The organism is Paracoccus sp. TRP (genome assembly GCF_000185925.1).
GTDB lineage: Bacteria > Pseudomonadota > Alphaproteobacteria > Rhodobacterales > Rhodobacteraceae > Paracoccus > Paracoccus kondratievae.
Window position 1 is genome coordinate 1 of record NZ_AEPN01000062.1, and the last position, 13,510, is coordinate 13,510.

The 13,510-nt window shown below is 65.8% G+C and carries 13 protein-coding genes; 6 read left to right on the plus strand and 7 right to left on the minus strand.

The window, feature by feature from the left end:
* From PARACOCCUSGL_RS20955 to iolG, 7 genes are all read right to left on the minus strand, one after another.
* Window positions 1–431: biotin carboxylase N-terminal domain-containing protein (locus tag PARACOCCUSGL_RS20955; RefSeq protein ID WP_010400093.1), on the minus strand; the 431-nt coding region annotated here is incomplete at its 3' end.
* A 108-nt stretch (window positions 432–539) separates the two neighbouring features.
* A complete protein-coding gene (locus PARACOCCUSGL_RS0118250; RefSeq protein ID WP_010400094.1) occupies window positions 540–1,664 on the minus strand; it encodes a Gfo/Idh/MocA family protein in 1,125 nt (374 codons plus the stop codon).
* A gap of 31 nt (window positions 1,665–1,695) precedes the next feature.
* Entirely contained in the window at window positions 1,696–1,908 is a 213-nt protein-coding gene (locus tag PARACOCCUSGL_RS0118255) for a hypothetical protein (RefSeq protein WP_010400095.1), read from the minus strand.
* On the minus strand, window positions 1,901–2,869 hold the full coding sequence (locus PARACOCCUSGL_RS0118260) for a hydroxyacid dehydrogenase (RefSeq protein WP_010400097.1): 969 nt from the start codon (window positions 2,867–2,869) through the stop codon (window positions 1,901–1,903). The genes PARACOCCUSGL_RS0118255 and PARACOCCUSGL_RS0118260 overlap by 8 nt, the downstream gene beginning before the upstream one ends.
* The gene (locus tag PARACOCCUSGL_RS0118265) at window positions 2,869–3,675 is read right to left on the minus strand and encodes an HpcH/HpaI aldolase/citrate lyase family protein (RefSeq protein WP_010400098.1); all 807 of its coding nucleotides are present in this window, start codon (window positions 3,673–3,675) and stop codon (window positions 2,869–2,871) included. The genes PARACOCCUSGL_RS0118260 and PARACOCCUSGL_RS0118265 overlap by 1 nt, the downstream gene beginning before the upstream one ends.
* A 14-nt stretch (window positions 3,676–3,689) precedes the next feature.
* Complete coding sequence (locus PARACOCCUSGL_RS0118270; protein WP_010400099.1) at window positions 3,690–5,120, minus strand: NAD-dependent succinate-semialdehyde dehydrogenase; 1,431 nt, start codon at window positions 5,118–5,120, stop codon at window positions 3,690–3,692.
* Window positions 5,121–5,123: 3 nt separating this feature from the next.
* Window positions 5,124–6,131, minus strand: coding sequence for an inositol 2-dehydrogenase (gene iolG / locus PARACOCCUSGL_RS0118275; protein WP_010400100.1), 1,008 nt, complete (start codon window positions 6,129–6,131; stop codon window positions 5,124–5,126).
* A gap of 105 nt (window positions 6,132–6,236) precedes the next feature.
* On the opposite strand from iolG, the gene iolD reads away from it, so the two are divergent.
* From iolD to PARACOCCUSGL_RS0118305, 6 genes are all read left to right on the plus strand, one after another.
* Window positions 6,237–8,108, plus strand: a complete 1,872-nt coding sequence (iolD, locus tag PARACOCCUSGL_RS0118280) for a 3D-(3,5/4)-trihydroxycyclohexane-1,2-dione acylhydrolase (decyclizing) (RefSeq protein ID WP_010400101.1) — start codon at window positions 6,237–6,239, stop codon at window positions 8,106–8,108.
* The gene (iolE, locus tag PARACOCCUSGL_RS0118285) at window positions 8,109–9,002 is read left to right on the plus strand and encodes a myo-inosose-2 dehydratase (RefSeq protein WP_010400102.1); all 894 of its coding nucleotides are present in this window, start codon (window positions 8,109–8,111) and stop codon (window positions 9,000–9,002) included.
* Window positions 8,999–9,811 (plus strand): SDR family oxidoreductase, encoded by an 813-nt coding sequence (locus PARACOCCUSGL_RS0118290; RefSeq protein WP_010400104.1) that lies wholly within the window; start codon window positions 8,999–9,001, stop codon window positions 9,809–9,811. The genes iolE and PARACOCCUSGL_RS0118290 overlap by 4 nt, the downstream gene beginning before the upstream one ends.
* Before the next feature lie 2 nt (window positions 9,812–9,813).
* The gene (locus PARACOCCUSGL_RS0118295) at window positions 9,814–10,872 is read left to right on the plus strand and encodes a sugar phosphate isomerase/epimerase (RefSeq protein WP_010400106.1); all 1,059 of its coding nucleotides are present in this window, start codon (window positions 9,814–9,816) and stop codon (window positions 10,870–10,872) included.
* A gap of 17 nt (window positions 10,873–10,889) precedes the next feature.
* Window positions 10,890–12,023, plus strand: coding sequence for a Gfo/Idh/MocA family protein (locus tag PARACOCCUSGL_RS0118300; RefSeq protein WP_010400108.1), 1,134 nt, complete (start codon window positions 10,890–10,892; stop codon window positions 12,021–12,023).
* Window positions 12,024–12,130: 107 nt separating this feature from the next.
* The gene (locus tag PARACOCCUSGL_RS0118305) at window positions 12,131–13,327 is read left to right on the plus strand and encodes an IS701 family transposase (RefSeq protein WP_029372682.1); all 1,197 of its coding nucleotides are present in this window, start codon (window positions 12,131–12,133) and stop codon (window positions 13,325–13,327) included.
* Window positions 13,328–13,510 lie beyond the last annotated feature (183 nt).

Consider the following 13,510-nt stretch of genomic DNA (forward strand, 5'->3'; position numbering starts at 1 on the left):
GCCTCCATATCGTCGCCCAGCACCTCGGTGGCCGGAATGACCGGCACGCCGGCGCCGATGGCGACGCGCCGCGCCGAGGCCTTGTCGCCGAGCGCCCGCATGGTGTCGGCGCTCGGCCCGATGAAGGTGATCCCCGCCGCCTTGCAGGCATCGACGAAATCGGGGTTCTCGGACAGAAGCCCATAGCCCGGATGGATGGCATCGGCGCCGGATTCCTTCGCGACGCGGATGATCTCGGGGATCGACAGATAGGCCGCCACCGGCCCCAGGCCGCCGCCGATGCGGTAAGCCTCGTCCGCCTTGAAGCGGTGCAGGCTCAGCTTGTCCTCCTCGGCATAGACTGCGACCGTCTTCTTCCCAAGCTCGTTTGCCGCCCGCATCACGCGGATCGCAATCTCACCTCGGTTCGCTACAAGAATCTTCCGGAACATGCAGAGCCCTTTCGAAAGGTGGGTGCCCGGCGCACAGCTGGGCACCCCGGGGGGAAGGGGCGAGGAGCGCCCCAGCCGATGCCGCGGGAGGGAGGCGGCAGCGGATTCTCAGGCCGTGACGGCCATCCACTGCCGCGCGGCGGAGGAGCGCTGGATCGTCTCGACCAGCCGCTGGATACGCAGACCGGCCGCGAAGCCGAAAGGCTCGGGGATCTCGCCGGCAATGGCGCGCAGATAGCCCTCGATCTCGATGGCCTTCAGGTCGTTGAAGCCGATCTGATGGCCGGGGGCGACGCAGAAGCGGCCATAGGGCGGGTGGTCGGGGCTGGCCTCGATGCGGCGGAAGCCGCGCCGGCCGGGCGCGTCGGCGGTCGAATAGAAATGCAGCTCGTTGAAGCGCTCCTGGCTGAAGGCCAGCGCGCCCTTGGTGCCGTAGACCTCGAAATCATGCTGCATCTTGCGGCCGGTGGCGATCCAGTTGCCCTCGATGGAGCCTTGCGCGCCATTCGCGAAGCGCAGGAAGGCGCGGCCGACATCGTCCACTGTCACGGCACGCATGTTGCCCTGGCCGTCGGGGCGCTGGCCAATCATCGTGATGCAATCGCCCATCACCTCGGCGATCGGGCCGAGCAGGAATTCCGCCGTGGCCAGCGCATGGCTGCCGATATCGGCCAGCGCGCCGCCACCCGCCGGATCGTGGCGGAAGGTCCAGGGGCCGTCGGCATCGGCCATATAATCCTCGGCATGCAGGCCGCGATAGCCGCGGATCTCGCCCAGCTCGCCCGCTGCGATCATCTCGCGCGCAAGCCGCAGCATCGGGTTGCAGAGATAGTTGAAGCCGACCTGGGTCTTGACGCCCTTGGCCGCCGCCGCATCCGCCATCTGGCGCGCGTCCGAGGCCAGCGGTGCCAGCGGTTTTTCGCAATAGACATGCTTGCCGGCGGAAATGGCGGCCAGGGCCATCTCCTTGTGCAGCGCATTCGGGGCGGTGATGTCGATCACGTCGATCTGGGGGTCCGCGACCATGCTGCGCCAGTCGGCGGTGGCATGGGCAAAGCCGAAATCGGCGGCGGCACGGGCGGCGGCGTCCTCGGTGACGTCGGCGACCGTATGCAGTTCCAGCTGGTAAGGCAGGTCGAAGACCTTCTGCGCGCTGGCGAAACCGAAGACATGGGCCTTGCCCATGAAGCCGGTGCCGATCAGGCCGATACGCAGGACGGGTTTGTCAGACATGGGCAGTATCCGGTTTGAAGTGACGTTGCACTCAGCCGCCATCCAGATGGCGGACGAGACGACCGATTGACAGGGTTTCGGCACGGCTGTGCGGTGGTGGGCCATTGCGCGACGGTGCTGGAGGATCCTGCTCCAGGCGCTGCGGCAGGTCCGATATGAATGCGGCACTGCCGTAACGCAGATCCGTCGCCTGTCCGACGCTGTCGCCGAGTTCCGCGAGCCGGCGGCGCAGGTTCTCAAGCATGGGCGAAAGTCGGATTGACGATGAGACCGGGATCAACCGTGCCGTCCAGATAGTCGAGCGCGTTCCGGATGGATGCGATGGCCATGCGTTCGCCGCATTCGGCGGTCAGCCCGGCGATATGGGGCGACAGCACCGCGGTCGGCTGTTCGAACAAGGGCGAGCTGCCGGGCGGCTCTTCGTCGAAGACATCGATCCCGGCAGAACCGACCTGGCCCGAGGCCAGCGCTTCGGCCAGCGCCGCCTCGTCCACCACGCCACCGCGCGCCGTATTCGCAAGGACGACGCCGGGCTTCATCAGGGCGATCTCCCTTGCCCCCAGCACCGGCTTGTCGGCCCTGGGCACGTGGATCGAGATGCAATCGGCCCAAGCCAGCCCCTCATCCAGATCGGCAGCCTCCGCGACTGGACCTTCGGGCCAGCCCTTGCGGGCAAGATAGGGGTCATGGGCGCGGACCGTCATCTCGAAGCCGGCGGCCATGCGGGCAAGGCGCTGCCCGGTGCGGCCATAGCCGATGATCAGCAGGTTCTTGCCCGAGATTTCCCGCTGTTCCAGCCGGTTGCGCCAGCCCCATTGGCCGGGGTCACGCACCGCGCGGTCGGCCAGCAGCACGCGCTTGGCGGCCGCCAGAAGCTGCATCATCGCATGTTCGGCCACCGAGACCGAGTTCACGTCCCCGACGATGGTCAGCGCGATGCCGCGGTCGTTGAGTGCGGCAAGATCCACCGCGTCATAGCCGACCCCGTGACGCGAGACGACCCTGAGCCGCTTGGCCAGGGCCACGGTCGCGGCCGAAAGCGGCTGGGTGCGGATCACCAGCGCGTCGGCCTTGTGGATCAACGGCGCGTAGGAAGGTTCCGAAACTTCGGTCACGTAATCCACGGTGATGCCGCGTGCGGGCAGTTCGCGCAGCAGCGCCTCTCCCGCGGGATGCAGCTTTCCGGCAACAAGGAGATGCGGCATCAATAGGCTCCTTTCGTGGCAGAGGCGGGGGCGGAGCCGGTCAGGTCGCGCCAGGTCGCGACCGAGGCGGCGGCCGCACCGGCCAGCAGGCGGGTGTCGCCGCCGACCGTGGTCAGGTCGAACCCCCAGCCGATGGCCCTGGCGGCATATTCCGGCGTGCCGCAATGCAGGCAGGCACGGATGCCGTTCGCCTTGCAGGCGTCCTTGATCCGTTGAAGCAGCGCGATCATCTCGGGCTCTTCGCGGTCGAAGGCGGGGGGCAGGCGGCCTTCCTGCGTGCCCAGCGTCAGATCTGCCGGGCCGACATAGATGCCGTCGAGGCCGGGCGTCGCCGCGATGGCGTCCAGGTTGTCCATGCCCTGCTGGGTCTCGACCATCGCCAGCGCCAGCACCTGATCGTTCGCCGCCACGCCATAGCCGCCATAGGCGAAGGTGGCGCGGGTCGGGCCGAAGCTGCGCTGGCCATGCGGCGGATAGCGCATGTAGCTGACGAATTCCGCCGCCTCCTCGGCCGAGTTCACCATCGGGCAGATGATGCCTTGCGCGCCGGCGTCCAGCGCCTTCATGATCGCGCCCGGTTCGCGCCAGGGCACGCGGACCATCGGCGTCACGCCGGACGCCCGCATCGCCTGCAGCATGGGCAGCACGGCGCTGTAGTCCAGCGCGCCGTGCTGGGCGTCGATGGTGATGCTGTCATAGCCTTGCGCTGCCATGATCTCGGCGGTCAGCGGATTGCCGATGGACAGCCAGCCGTTGATTGCGGCGCGCCCCTCGGCCCATTGCTGTTTGAGCTTGTTGGTGAACATCGCGTTTCCTCCCCTCAGAACACGATCTGCGCGAGCTTGGTGTCGAGATAATCCTCGATCCCCTCGATGCCGCCCTCGCGGCCCATGCCGGAATGGTTGGTGCCGCCGAAGGGCGCCTCGGATGCGGCCAGCGCGAAGCTGTTGATGCCGACCATGCCGGCCTTCAGCCCCGCCGACATGCGCCGCGCCCGGTCGGGCGAGCGGGTGAAGGCATAGGCAGAAAGCCCCATGTCGGACGCATTGGCGCGCGCCAGCGCCTCGTCCTCGGTCGAGAAGCGGGTGATGGCGGCGATCGGACCGAAGTTCTCCCCGGCAAAGACCCTCATGTCGTCGGTAACATTGGTCAGCACCGTCGGCTCGAAGAAGAAGCCGCTGTTCAGATGCGCCGGACGCTTGCCGCCATGCGCGAGCTTGGCCCCGGCGCGGACGGCATCGGCGACGATTTCCTCGATTTCCGCCAGTCGTCCACCATTGATCAGCGGGCCCATGCCGGTGTCGGGGTCCATCCCGTCGCCCAGCTTGATCTGCGCCGCCCGCGAAACGAATCCGTCCACGAAGGCGTCGTGCAGGCTGTCATGGACGAAGATCCGGTCCGGGGTCACGCAGACCTGCCCGCAATTGGCGAACTTGGTCGGCACGGTCAGGTCCAGCGCGGCTTCCAGGTCCGCATCGTCATGGATGATCAGCGGCGCGTTGCCGCCAAGCTCCATCGAGACTTTCTTCACCGTATCGGCGGCATCGCGGATCATCTGCTGGCCGACGCGGGTCGAGCCGGTCAGGCTGACCTTGCGCACCCGGCTGTCCGCCATGATCGGCGCATAGGTTGCGCCGGTCGAGCCGACGACAAGGTTCACCGCGCCGTCGGGCAGTCCCGCCGCACGCAGGCAGTCGACCATCACCATCGCCACGCCCGGCGTCTGCGAGGACGGGCGCAGCACCACCGGACAGCCGGCGGCCAGCGCCGGAGCCAGTTTGCGGGCGGGCAAGGCGGCGGGGAAGTTCCAGGCGGTGAAGGCGCCGACGATGCCCACCGGCTCGCGCGTCACCTCGAAACGGCCGCCGGGGACGCGGCTGTCGACGATGCGGCCATAGATGCGGCGCGCCTCCTCGGCGAACCAGCGGAACTGGTCGCAGGCAAGGCCCCATTCGCGGCCCGCCTGCGCGATAGGCTTGCCGGTCTCGGCCGAGATCATCCGCGCTGCCTCGTCGGCGCGGCGGATCATCTCGTCCGCGGCCCTGTGCAGCGCGTCGGCGCGGCCGAAACCGCCCATCTCACGCAGTTTCGGCAGGGCGCGGGCTGCGGCGTCCAGTGCCGCCTTCGTGTCCTCGACCGTGGCAAGGGCCAACTGGCCCAACGATTTTTCGGTGACCGGAGAGATGACCTCGCCGCTGGCGGTGCCCTGGGTCCAGCTTCCGTCGATGAACAGTCCGAATTGCGAATACATGGCTTATCCGATTTCCCTGGTTGCGACCGTGCGGCCCTTGGCGGCGGAAAGGATCGCGGCCTCGGCCAGCAGCAGTGCCTGCCGGCCGTCCTCGAACCCGACCGGCACCGGCTTGCCTTGCTCGATGGCATCGACGAAGGCGCTGATCTCGGCCGCGAAGGCATCGGCATAACGGTCGATGAAGAAATTCTTCAGCGGCGTGGCGCGGTCGGTGAATTCCGCACCATAGAGCCGCACATGATCCAGCGCCCGGTTTTCCGAGATCGCCATGCCTGCGCTGCCGAAAGCCTCGACGCGCTGGTCATAGCCATAGACCGCGCGGCGCGAGTTGGTGATGATCGCCTGCTTGCCCGATTCGGTCTTCAGCACCACCGTCACCGTGTCGTAGTCGTCGCAACGCTGCATCAGAGACGGGTCGACCAGGCGCGAGCCGGTGGCGGTGACCTCGGTCACCTCCTCGCCCAGGATGAAGCGGGCCATGTCGAAATCATGGATGGTCATGTCGCGGAAGATGCCGCCCGAGGCCTCGATATAGGCGTCGGGCGCCATGCCGGGATCGCGCGAGGTGATGGTGACCTGATGCAACTCGCCGATCTGGCCCGATTCGATGGCCTTCCGGACCCCGGCATGGCCACTGTCGAAGCGGCGCACGAAGCCCAGCATGATCGGCAGGCTGGTGCCGGCAATTTTCGTTGCACAAGCGTTTACCCGGTCCAGCGACAGGTCGATGGGCTTTTCGCACAGGATCGCCTTGCCCGCCGCGACGGACTGCTCGATCAGATCGGCATGGGTGGCGGTCGAGCTGGCGATCAGCACCGCATCCACCTCGGCCGAGGCCAGCGCCGCCTCGACCGAATCGAAATGCGGCACGCCCAGTTGGGCTGCGACTTCGGCTGCTGCGGGGGCATGGATGTCATAGACGCCTGCCAGCCGGGCGCGCGGATGGGCAGCGATGTTTTCGGCGTGCATGCGACCGATGCGGCCGGTGCCGAGGACGGCGATTCCTGTCATGGGTTCCTCCCGAAATTCGTTTCGCAATAATCATTGCAGAACTATTGCATTGTCAATCATCATTCCGTATCGTCTGAAAAAACACCATCCGCAGGAGGAGGCGAGATGCCACGCAAGACCGTGCGCCTGACCATGGCCCAGGCCCTTGTTCGTTACCTTTGCAACCAGTTCACCGAGATCGAGGGCGCGCGTGTCCCGCTGTTCGCGGGCGTCTTCGGCATCTTCGGCCATGGCAACGTGACCTGCCTGTCCGAAGCCTTGGAGCAGGTGCAGGACCAACTGCCGACCTGGCGCGGCCAGAACGAGCAGAGCATGGCACTGGCCGCGATCGGCTTCGCCAAGGCCAAGCGTCGCCGCCAGCTGATGGTCGCCGCGACCTCGATCGGGCCGGGGGCGCTGAACATGGTGACGGCGGCGGGCGTCGCCATGGCGAACCGCCTGCCGGTGCTGCTGATCGCGGGCGACACCTTCGCGAATCGCCTGCCCGATCCGGTGCTGCAGCAGGTCGAGCATTTCGGCGACCCGACCATCACCGCGAACGATGCCTTCAAATCGGTCGTGCGCTATTGGGACCGCATCACGTTGCCCGAGCAGCTGATCCAGTCGCTGCCGCAGGCGGTAGCGACCATGCTGGACCCCGCCGATTGCGGCCCGGCATTCATCGGCCTGGCGCAGGACACGCAGGAATTGGCCTATGATTACCCCGAGGTTTTCTTCGAACCGCGCGTCTGGTCGATCCCGCGCCCGCGTCCCGACCGCGATGCGGTCGCGGCGGCGGCCGAACTGCTGAAAACGGCCAGGAAGCCGCTGATCATCTCGGGCGGCGGCGTGCGCTATTCGCTGGCCGAGGACGCCCTGGCGGATTTCGCCGCCAAGCGCGGCATCCCGGTGGTCGAGACCATCGCCGGCAAGGGCGCGCTGACCCATGACCATCCGGTCCATGCCGGACCCATCGGCATCGTCGGCTCGACCTCGGCCAATGCGCTGGCGAAAGAGGCCGACGTGATCCTGGCCATCGGCACCCGGCTGCAGGATTTCACCACCGGCTCCTGGACGGCCTTTGCCGAGGATGCGCGGTTCATCTCGGTCAACGCGGCACGCTTCGATGCCATCAAGCACCGTTCGCTGGCCGTGGTCGGCGATGCGCTGGAAACCATCGGCGAGCTGGACGCGGCGCTTGGCGACTGGGCGGCCGACGCTGGGCTGATGAAGCAGGCCAAGGAATTGTTCGCCGAATGGAACAAGCTGCTGGACGAGCATCAGGCGCCGACCAACGAGCTGGTGCCGTCCTATGCGCAGGTTGTCGGCGTGCTGAACAAGGTCGCCGGGCCGAACGACACGCTGATCGCTGCGGCGGGCGGCACGCCGGGCGAGGTGACCAAGGGCTGGCGGGTCAAGAACCCCAACACCTTCGACTGCGAGTTCGGCTTTTCCTGCATGGGTTACGAGATCGCCGCGGGCTGGGGCTGCGCCATGGCGCAGGAGGGGCCGGGCGCGACCGGCGGCACGCCCATCGTCATGCTGGGCGACGGCACCTACATGATGATGAACTCGGACATCTATTCGGCGGCGCTGACCGGCCACAAGATGGTCGTGGTGGTCTGCGACAACGGCGGCTTCGCGGTCATCAACCGGCTTCAGCAGGCCAAGGGTGTGCCCGGTTTCAACAACCTGCTCGCCGATTGCCGGATCCAGAACCGCGACAACCCGCTGCATGTCGATTTCGTGAAACATGCCGAGGCGATGGGCGCCCGCGCCGTCAAGGCCGAAAGCCTGGCCGATCTGGAGGGCGCGATGACGGATGCGCTGGCCCATGACGGGGTGACGGTGATCTCGATCGTCTCGGATGCCTGGAAATGGGTGCCGGGGGATGCGGATTGGGATGTCGGCGTGCCCGAGATCTCGAATTTCGAGACCGTCCGCGCCGCCCGTGCGGCGCAGGAAAAGATCCGCGAAGCGCAGCGTCTGGGTGTGTAAATGAAAGCAAAGCTTGGCATCGCGCCCATCGCGTGGTGGAACGACGACCTGGCGGAACTGTCCGATGACGTCAGCCTGGAGGAATGTCTGCGGCAGGCGTCCGAGGCGGGGTTCACCGGCATGGAGACCGGCCGTCGCTTTCCGATGGACATGGCCGAACTGGGGCCGATCCTCGACCGTTTCGGCGTCTCGGTCTGCGGCGGCTGGTTCTCGGGCCTGCTGCTGGACGGCGATATCGAGGCGGAAAAGGATCGCATCGCGCAACAGATGGAATTCTTCATCGCTGCGGGCGCGCCCTGCATTGTCTACGGCGAGACCGCGCGCTCCATCCAGGGCGTGCGTTCCGCGCCGCTGGCCACCAAGCCGAAGCTGACCGAGGTCGAGATGGCCGCCTATGGCCGCAAGATCAGCGATTTTGCCGATTGGTGCGCGAGGCAGGGGATGCCGATCTCGTATCACCACCACATGGCGGCAGCGGTCGAGACCGAGGAAGAACTTGACCTGTTCATGAAGCATTCTTCGGTGCCGCTGCTCTACGATGCGGGTCACATGGCCTTTGCCGGCGGCGACGTGATGCGGGTGATCGAGAACCACCATGCCCGCATCAGCCATGTCCATGCCAAGGACATCCGCCGTGCAGTCGTGGACGGGCTGGACCGTTCGCGCGAAAGCTTCCTCGATGCGGTGATCAAGGGCGCGTTCACCGTCCCGGGCGATGGCTCGCTGGATTTCGAGGCCATCGTCAAGGCATTGGCGGCCAAGGGCTATGAGGGCTGGTTCGTGGTCGAGGCCGAGCAGGACCCGGTGGCGAACCCGCCGCTGGAGATGGCGAAAAAGGGGCATAAGGAGCTGCTACGCGTGATGGCGGCGGCTGGCTATGAGGTGGTGAAATGAACCGCATTGATGGAAAGATCGCCGTCGTCACCGGCGGCACGCAAGGGCTTGGCGCGGCCATCGCGCGGCTTTTTGCCGAAGCCGGTGCGGCGGGCATCGTGATCGTCGGCCGAGGCGTCGAGAAAGGGCAGGCGGTCGCGACCGAAATCACGGCTGCGACCGACATTCCGGTCGAGATGGTCGCCGCCGACCTGGGCAAGATCGAGGACGTGCAGGCTATCATCCCCGCCGCCGACAAGCGTTTCGGCCGCGTGGACATTCTGGTCAACGCCGCCGGCCTGACCGACCGCGGCAACCTGCTGAACACCACGCCGGAACTCTTCGACCGCATGTTCGCGGTCAACACCCGCGCGCCGTTCTTCCTGATGCAGGACGCGGCCAAGGTGATGACCCGCGACGGGATCGAGGGTCGCATCGTCAATATCGGTTCGATGTCCGCGCTGGTGGGCCAGCCCTTCCTCGCGCCCTATGCGGGGTCCAAGGGGGCCTTGGCGACGCTGACCCGCCATGCTGGTTTTGCGCTGATGCGGCACCGGATCCATGTAAACCAGCTCGATATCGGCTGGATGAACTCGGACCACGAACGTGCGCTGGTGCTGTCGGAAACCGGCGACCCCGATTTCATCGACCGGGCCGCGGCGCAGAAACCCTTTGGCCGCATCCTCGACCCGAAGGAAGTCGCGCGCGCCGTGTTGTGGATGGCCTCCGACGACAGCGGCATGATGACCGGGGCGGTGATCCCCTTCGACCAGTCCGTCCATGGCGGCTATGACGACGCGCCGGTCCCTGCGGCAAAACTGGAGGCATGACGATGCAGACCATCAAGGGGCCAGGCGTCTTCCTGGCCCAGTTCGCGGCCGATGACGCGCCCTACAACTCGCTGCCCAGCCTGGTGAAATGGGCGGCCGACAAGGGCTTCAAAGGGGTGCAGATCCCGACCTGGGACACGCGCCTGATCGACATGAAACAGGCCGCCGAGAGCGACGCCTATTGCGATGAGATCAAGGGGATGCTGGCCGACCACGGCCTTCAGATCACCGAATTCGCCTCGCATATCACCGGCCAGCTGGTGGCGGTGCATCCGGCGCATGATGTCATCATGGACAGCTTCGCGCCTGAACATGTGCGCGGCAACCCGACCGCGCGCCGCGCCTGGGCCGAGGAGCAGCTGCGTTTCGCCGCCCGCGCCTCGCAGCGGCTGGGGATCGACCGGCACGTGACCTTCTCGGGCGCGCTGCTGTGGCCCTATCTTTACCCCTATCCGCAATGGCCCGAGGGGTTGGTCGAGGAAGGTTTCGACGAACTAGCAAGGCGTTGGGCGCCGATCCTCGATGATTTCGACGCGCATGGCGTGGATGTCTGCTACGAGATCCACCCCTGCGAGGATCTGCATGACGGCCATTCGTGGGAATATTTCCTGGAAAAGGTCGGGAACCATCCCCGCGCCAACCTGATGTACGACCCCAGCCATTTCGTGTTGCAGGCGCTGGATTACCTAGCCTTCATCGACCACTACCACGAGCGCATCAAGACCTTTCACGTCAAGGATGCCGAGTTCCGCCCGGACGGCAAGTCCGGCACCTATGGCGGCTATCAGCCGTGGTCGAAGCGCGCCGGCCGCTTCCGCTCGCCCGGCGACGGGCAGGTCGATTTCGGGGCGATCTTCACCAAGCTGACCACCTATGGCTTCGATGGCTGGGCGGTGCTGGAATGGGAATGCTTCGTCAAGAACCCCGAGGACGGCGCCCGCGAAGGCGCGCAGTTCATCGCGGACCACATCATCCGGGTGTCGGACCGCGCCTTCGACGATTTCGTGAAATCCGGCGCCAATCGCGGCGCCAACCGGGCCATGCTCGGACTGGAGGAATGACCATGTTGCGTCTTGGAATGGTGGGCGGCGGACAGGGCGCCTATATCGGCAATATCCATCGCCTCGCCTCGCGGCTGGACGGGCAATGGCAGCTGGTGGCCGGGGCCTTTGACGTCGATCCCGAGCGTGGCCGCGCCTTCGCGATCTCGCAGGGGCTCGACCCCGCCCGCAGCTATGGCACCTATCAGGACCTGATCGCGGGCGAGACGGCGCGGGAGGACCGCGTCGATGCCGTGGCGATCTGCACGCCGAACTTCACCCATTACCCGATCGCCAAGGCGCTGATCGAGGCAGGCTTCGACGTGATCTGTGAAAAGCCCCTGACCGCGACGCTGGAGGATGCCGTAGCGCTGGAAAAGCTGGCGCGCGAAAGCGGCCGTTTTGTCGGCGTGACCTATACCTATTCCGGCTATCCGATGGTGCATGAGGCCCGCGTCCGCGTCGCCCGTGGCGAATTGGGGCCGATCCGCACCGTGCAGGTCGAATATCCGCTGGAATGGATGGCGACCGCCATTGAACAGGCCGGCAATGCGCAGGCCGCCTGGCGCACCGATCCCAAAAAGAACGGCCGCGGCGGCTCCATCGGCGATATCGGCACCCATGCCTATCACCTGGCGGGCTTCGTCACCGGGCTGAAGCTGGAAAGCCTGACCGCCGATCTGGCCACCTTCGTGGGCGGCCGGGCCTTGGATGACAACGCTCATGTCATGATGCGCTATCAGGGTGGAGCGCGGGGCCTCTTGTGGTCCTCGCAGATTGCCATCGGCAATTCCAACGGCGTGCGGCTGCGGGTTTTCGGCGAAAATGGTTCCCTGCAATGGTTCCAAGAGCAGCCGAACGAGCTGGTCTTCACGCCGCTAGACGGCCGGGTGCAGATTATCAAGCGCGGCGCCGACGATCTGTCCGAGGACGCCAAGTTGCGCATCCGTACGCCCCCCGGCCATCCCGAGGGCTATCTGGAAGCCTTTGCCAATCTCTATGCCGGTTTCGCCGAGGCGATCCGCGCGCGGCAAGAAGGACGCGAGCCCAGCCTGCTGGGGCAGAACCTGCCGCTGGCCTATGATGGGCTGAAGGGCGTGGCCTTCGTCGAGGCGGTCGTGGACAGCCACGAGGCCGAGGGCCAGCCCTGGCTGACGCCCATGGCGGTCTAAGAATCGAAGGTCCGGCGCGCCGGAAGGCGTAGCGGGGCTATCATTACAGTTGCGTTTTCATCTCATTTCTGAATCACTGGGCTACCATGATTTGAATGGGGTCATGGATGTCGGGATTAGCTGTCGAGGAAACGCTTGAGCTGTGGGCTTCGTCGCTTCGGGACGTGAAGTTGCGGATGCGGGTGCTGTTCACGCAGGAACGGGTTGCGGTATCGGCAGGGCAGTTTCTCGATGGCCTGCTGGGAGACGAACGGCGCAAGACCGGATGGATGCGGGCAGACGCCGCTGGCGACAAGGGTCCCTGGCGGCAGCAGGCGATCCTCGGTCGGGTGCACTGGGATGCCGATGCCTTGCGCAACATCGTGCGCGACTATGCGCTGGAAACGCTGGCCGATCCGGGTGCGGTGCTGGTCATAGACGAAACCGGCTTTCTGAAGCAGGGTCATGCCTCCTGTGGTGCTGCACGCCAATACACCGGCTCGGCGGGCAAGATCACCAATTGCCAGATCGGGGTCTTTGCCGCTTATGTCTCGCACCATGGGCACGCCTTCATTGACCGGGTGCTCTATCTGCCGAAGGCTTGGGCGGACGATCCCGAACGGCGCCGCAAGACCCATGTGCCGCAGGAACTCGGCTTCGCCACCAAACCCGCGATTGCCCGTGCCATGATCGAGCGGGCGCTGGCAGCAGGGGTGCCGTTTTCCTGGGTGGCAGCCGACAGTGTCTATGGGGTCGGCGATATCGAGATGGCGCTGCGGCGTGCCGGCAAGGGATATGTGCTTGGGGTCAGCGCAAAGCATGCGTTCAACTCCTGGGGCAAGCCTTATGCCGTTGCCGGAACCGCCAGGGATATCGCCGCAGACCTGCCCCCGGAGGCCTGGCAGCGCTTATCGGCTGGCACAGGAACCAAGGGGGAGCGCCTTCATGACTGGGCCTATATCGAACTGGCCGACCTCGATGCTGCGGATTTCGACGCGAATTTCGGCGAGCTCTGGACCCGAGGCCTGCTGATCCGCCGCAATATCTCTGACGGCGATCTGGCCTTCTTCTCGACCTGGTGCCCGCAGGGCACGCCCATGGAAACACTGGTGCGGATCGAGGGCCACCGATGGGCGATCGAGGACAGTTTCGAGACCGCGAAGAACGAGCTTGGCCTCGATCACAACGAGACGCGCTCGTGGCACGGCTGGCACCGCCATGTTTCCCTGGTCATGCTGGCCTTCGCCATGACGGCCGTCATCCGCCATCATGCCAATGTCGCACCACCCCCAAAAACGATGCGCGGGCCCCATCGCTACCCCTGATCCGATGGTCTGTCCAGGAAATCCGCCGCATCGCCAATCGCATGGCACAGCGTCAAATCCAGCCCGCGCAGATCATCGCATGGTCATTGTGGCGAAGGGCGCATCAGGCCGCAGCAAGACAGGCTCATATCAAACTGAAAACGCAACTGTAATGCTAGGTTGTGTTGACAAAAAGGATTCCCC

What these genes read in the sequence shown, in the direction of transcription:
- PARACOCCUSGL_RS0118250 (WP_010400094.1), bottom strand. Translation starts at nt 1,664, where the DNA reads ATGTCTGACAAACCCGTCCTGCGTATCGGCCTGATCGGCACCGGCTTC.
- PARACOCCUSGL_RS0118255 (WP_010400095.1), bottom strand. Translation starts at nt 1,908, where the DNA reads ATGCTTGAGAACCTGCGCCGCCGGCTCGCGGAACTCGGCGACAGCGTC.
- PARACOCCUSGL_RS0118260 (WP_010400097.1), bottom strand. Translation starts at nt 2,869, where the DNA reads ATGCCGCATCTCCTTGTTGCCGGAAAGCTGCATCCCGCGGGAGAGGCG.
- PARACOCCUSGL_RS0118265 (WP_010400098.1), bottom strand. Translation starts at nt 3,675, where the DNA reads ATGTTCACCAACAAGCTCAAACAGCAATGGGCCGAGGGGCGCGCCGCA.
- PARACOCCUSGL_RS0118270 (WP_010400099.1), bottom strand. Translation starts at nt 5,120, where the DNA reads ATGTATTCGCAATTCGGACTGTTCATCGACGGAAGCTGGACCCAGGGC.
- iolG (WP_010400100.1), bottom strand. Translation starts at nt 6,131, where the DNA reads ATGACAGGAATCGCCGTCCTCGGCACCGGCCGCATCGGTCGCATGCAC.
- iolD (WP_010400101.1), top strand. Translation starts at nt 6,237, where the DNA reads ATGCCACGCAAGACCGTGCGCCTGACCATGGCCCAGGCCCTTGTTCGT.
- iolE (WP_010400102.1), top strand. Translation starts at nt 8,109, where the DNA reads ATGAAAGCAAAGCTTGGCATCGCGCCCATCGCGTGGTGGAACGACGAC.
- PARACOCCUSGL_RS0118290 (WP_010400104.1), top strand. Translation starts at nt 8,999, where the DNA reads ATGAACCGCATTGATGGAAAGATCGCCGTCGTCACCGGCGGCACGCAA.
- PARACOCCUSGL_RS0118295 (WP_010400106.1), top strand. Translation starts at nt 9,814, where the DNA reads ATGCAGACCATCAAGGGGCCAGGCGTCTTCCTGGCCCAGTTCGCGGCC.
- PARACOCCUSGL_RS0118300 (WP_010400108.1), top strand. Translation starts at nt 10,890, where the DNA reads ATGGTGGGCGGCGGACAGGGCGCCTATATCGGCAATATCCATCGCCTC.
- PARACOCCUSGL_RS0118305 (WP_029372682.1), top strand. Translation starts at nt 12,131, where the DNA reads ATGTCGGGATTAGCTGTCGAGGAAACGCTTGAGCTGTGGGCTTCGTCG.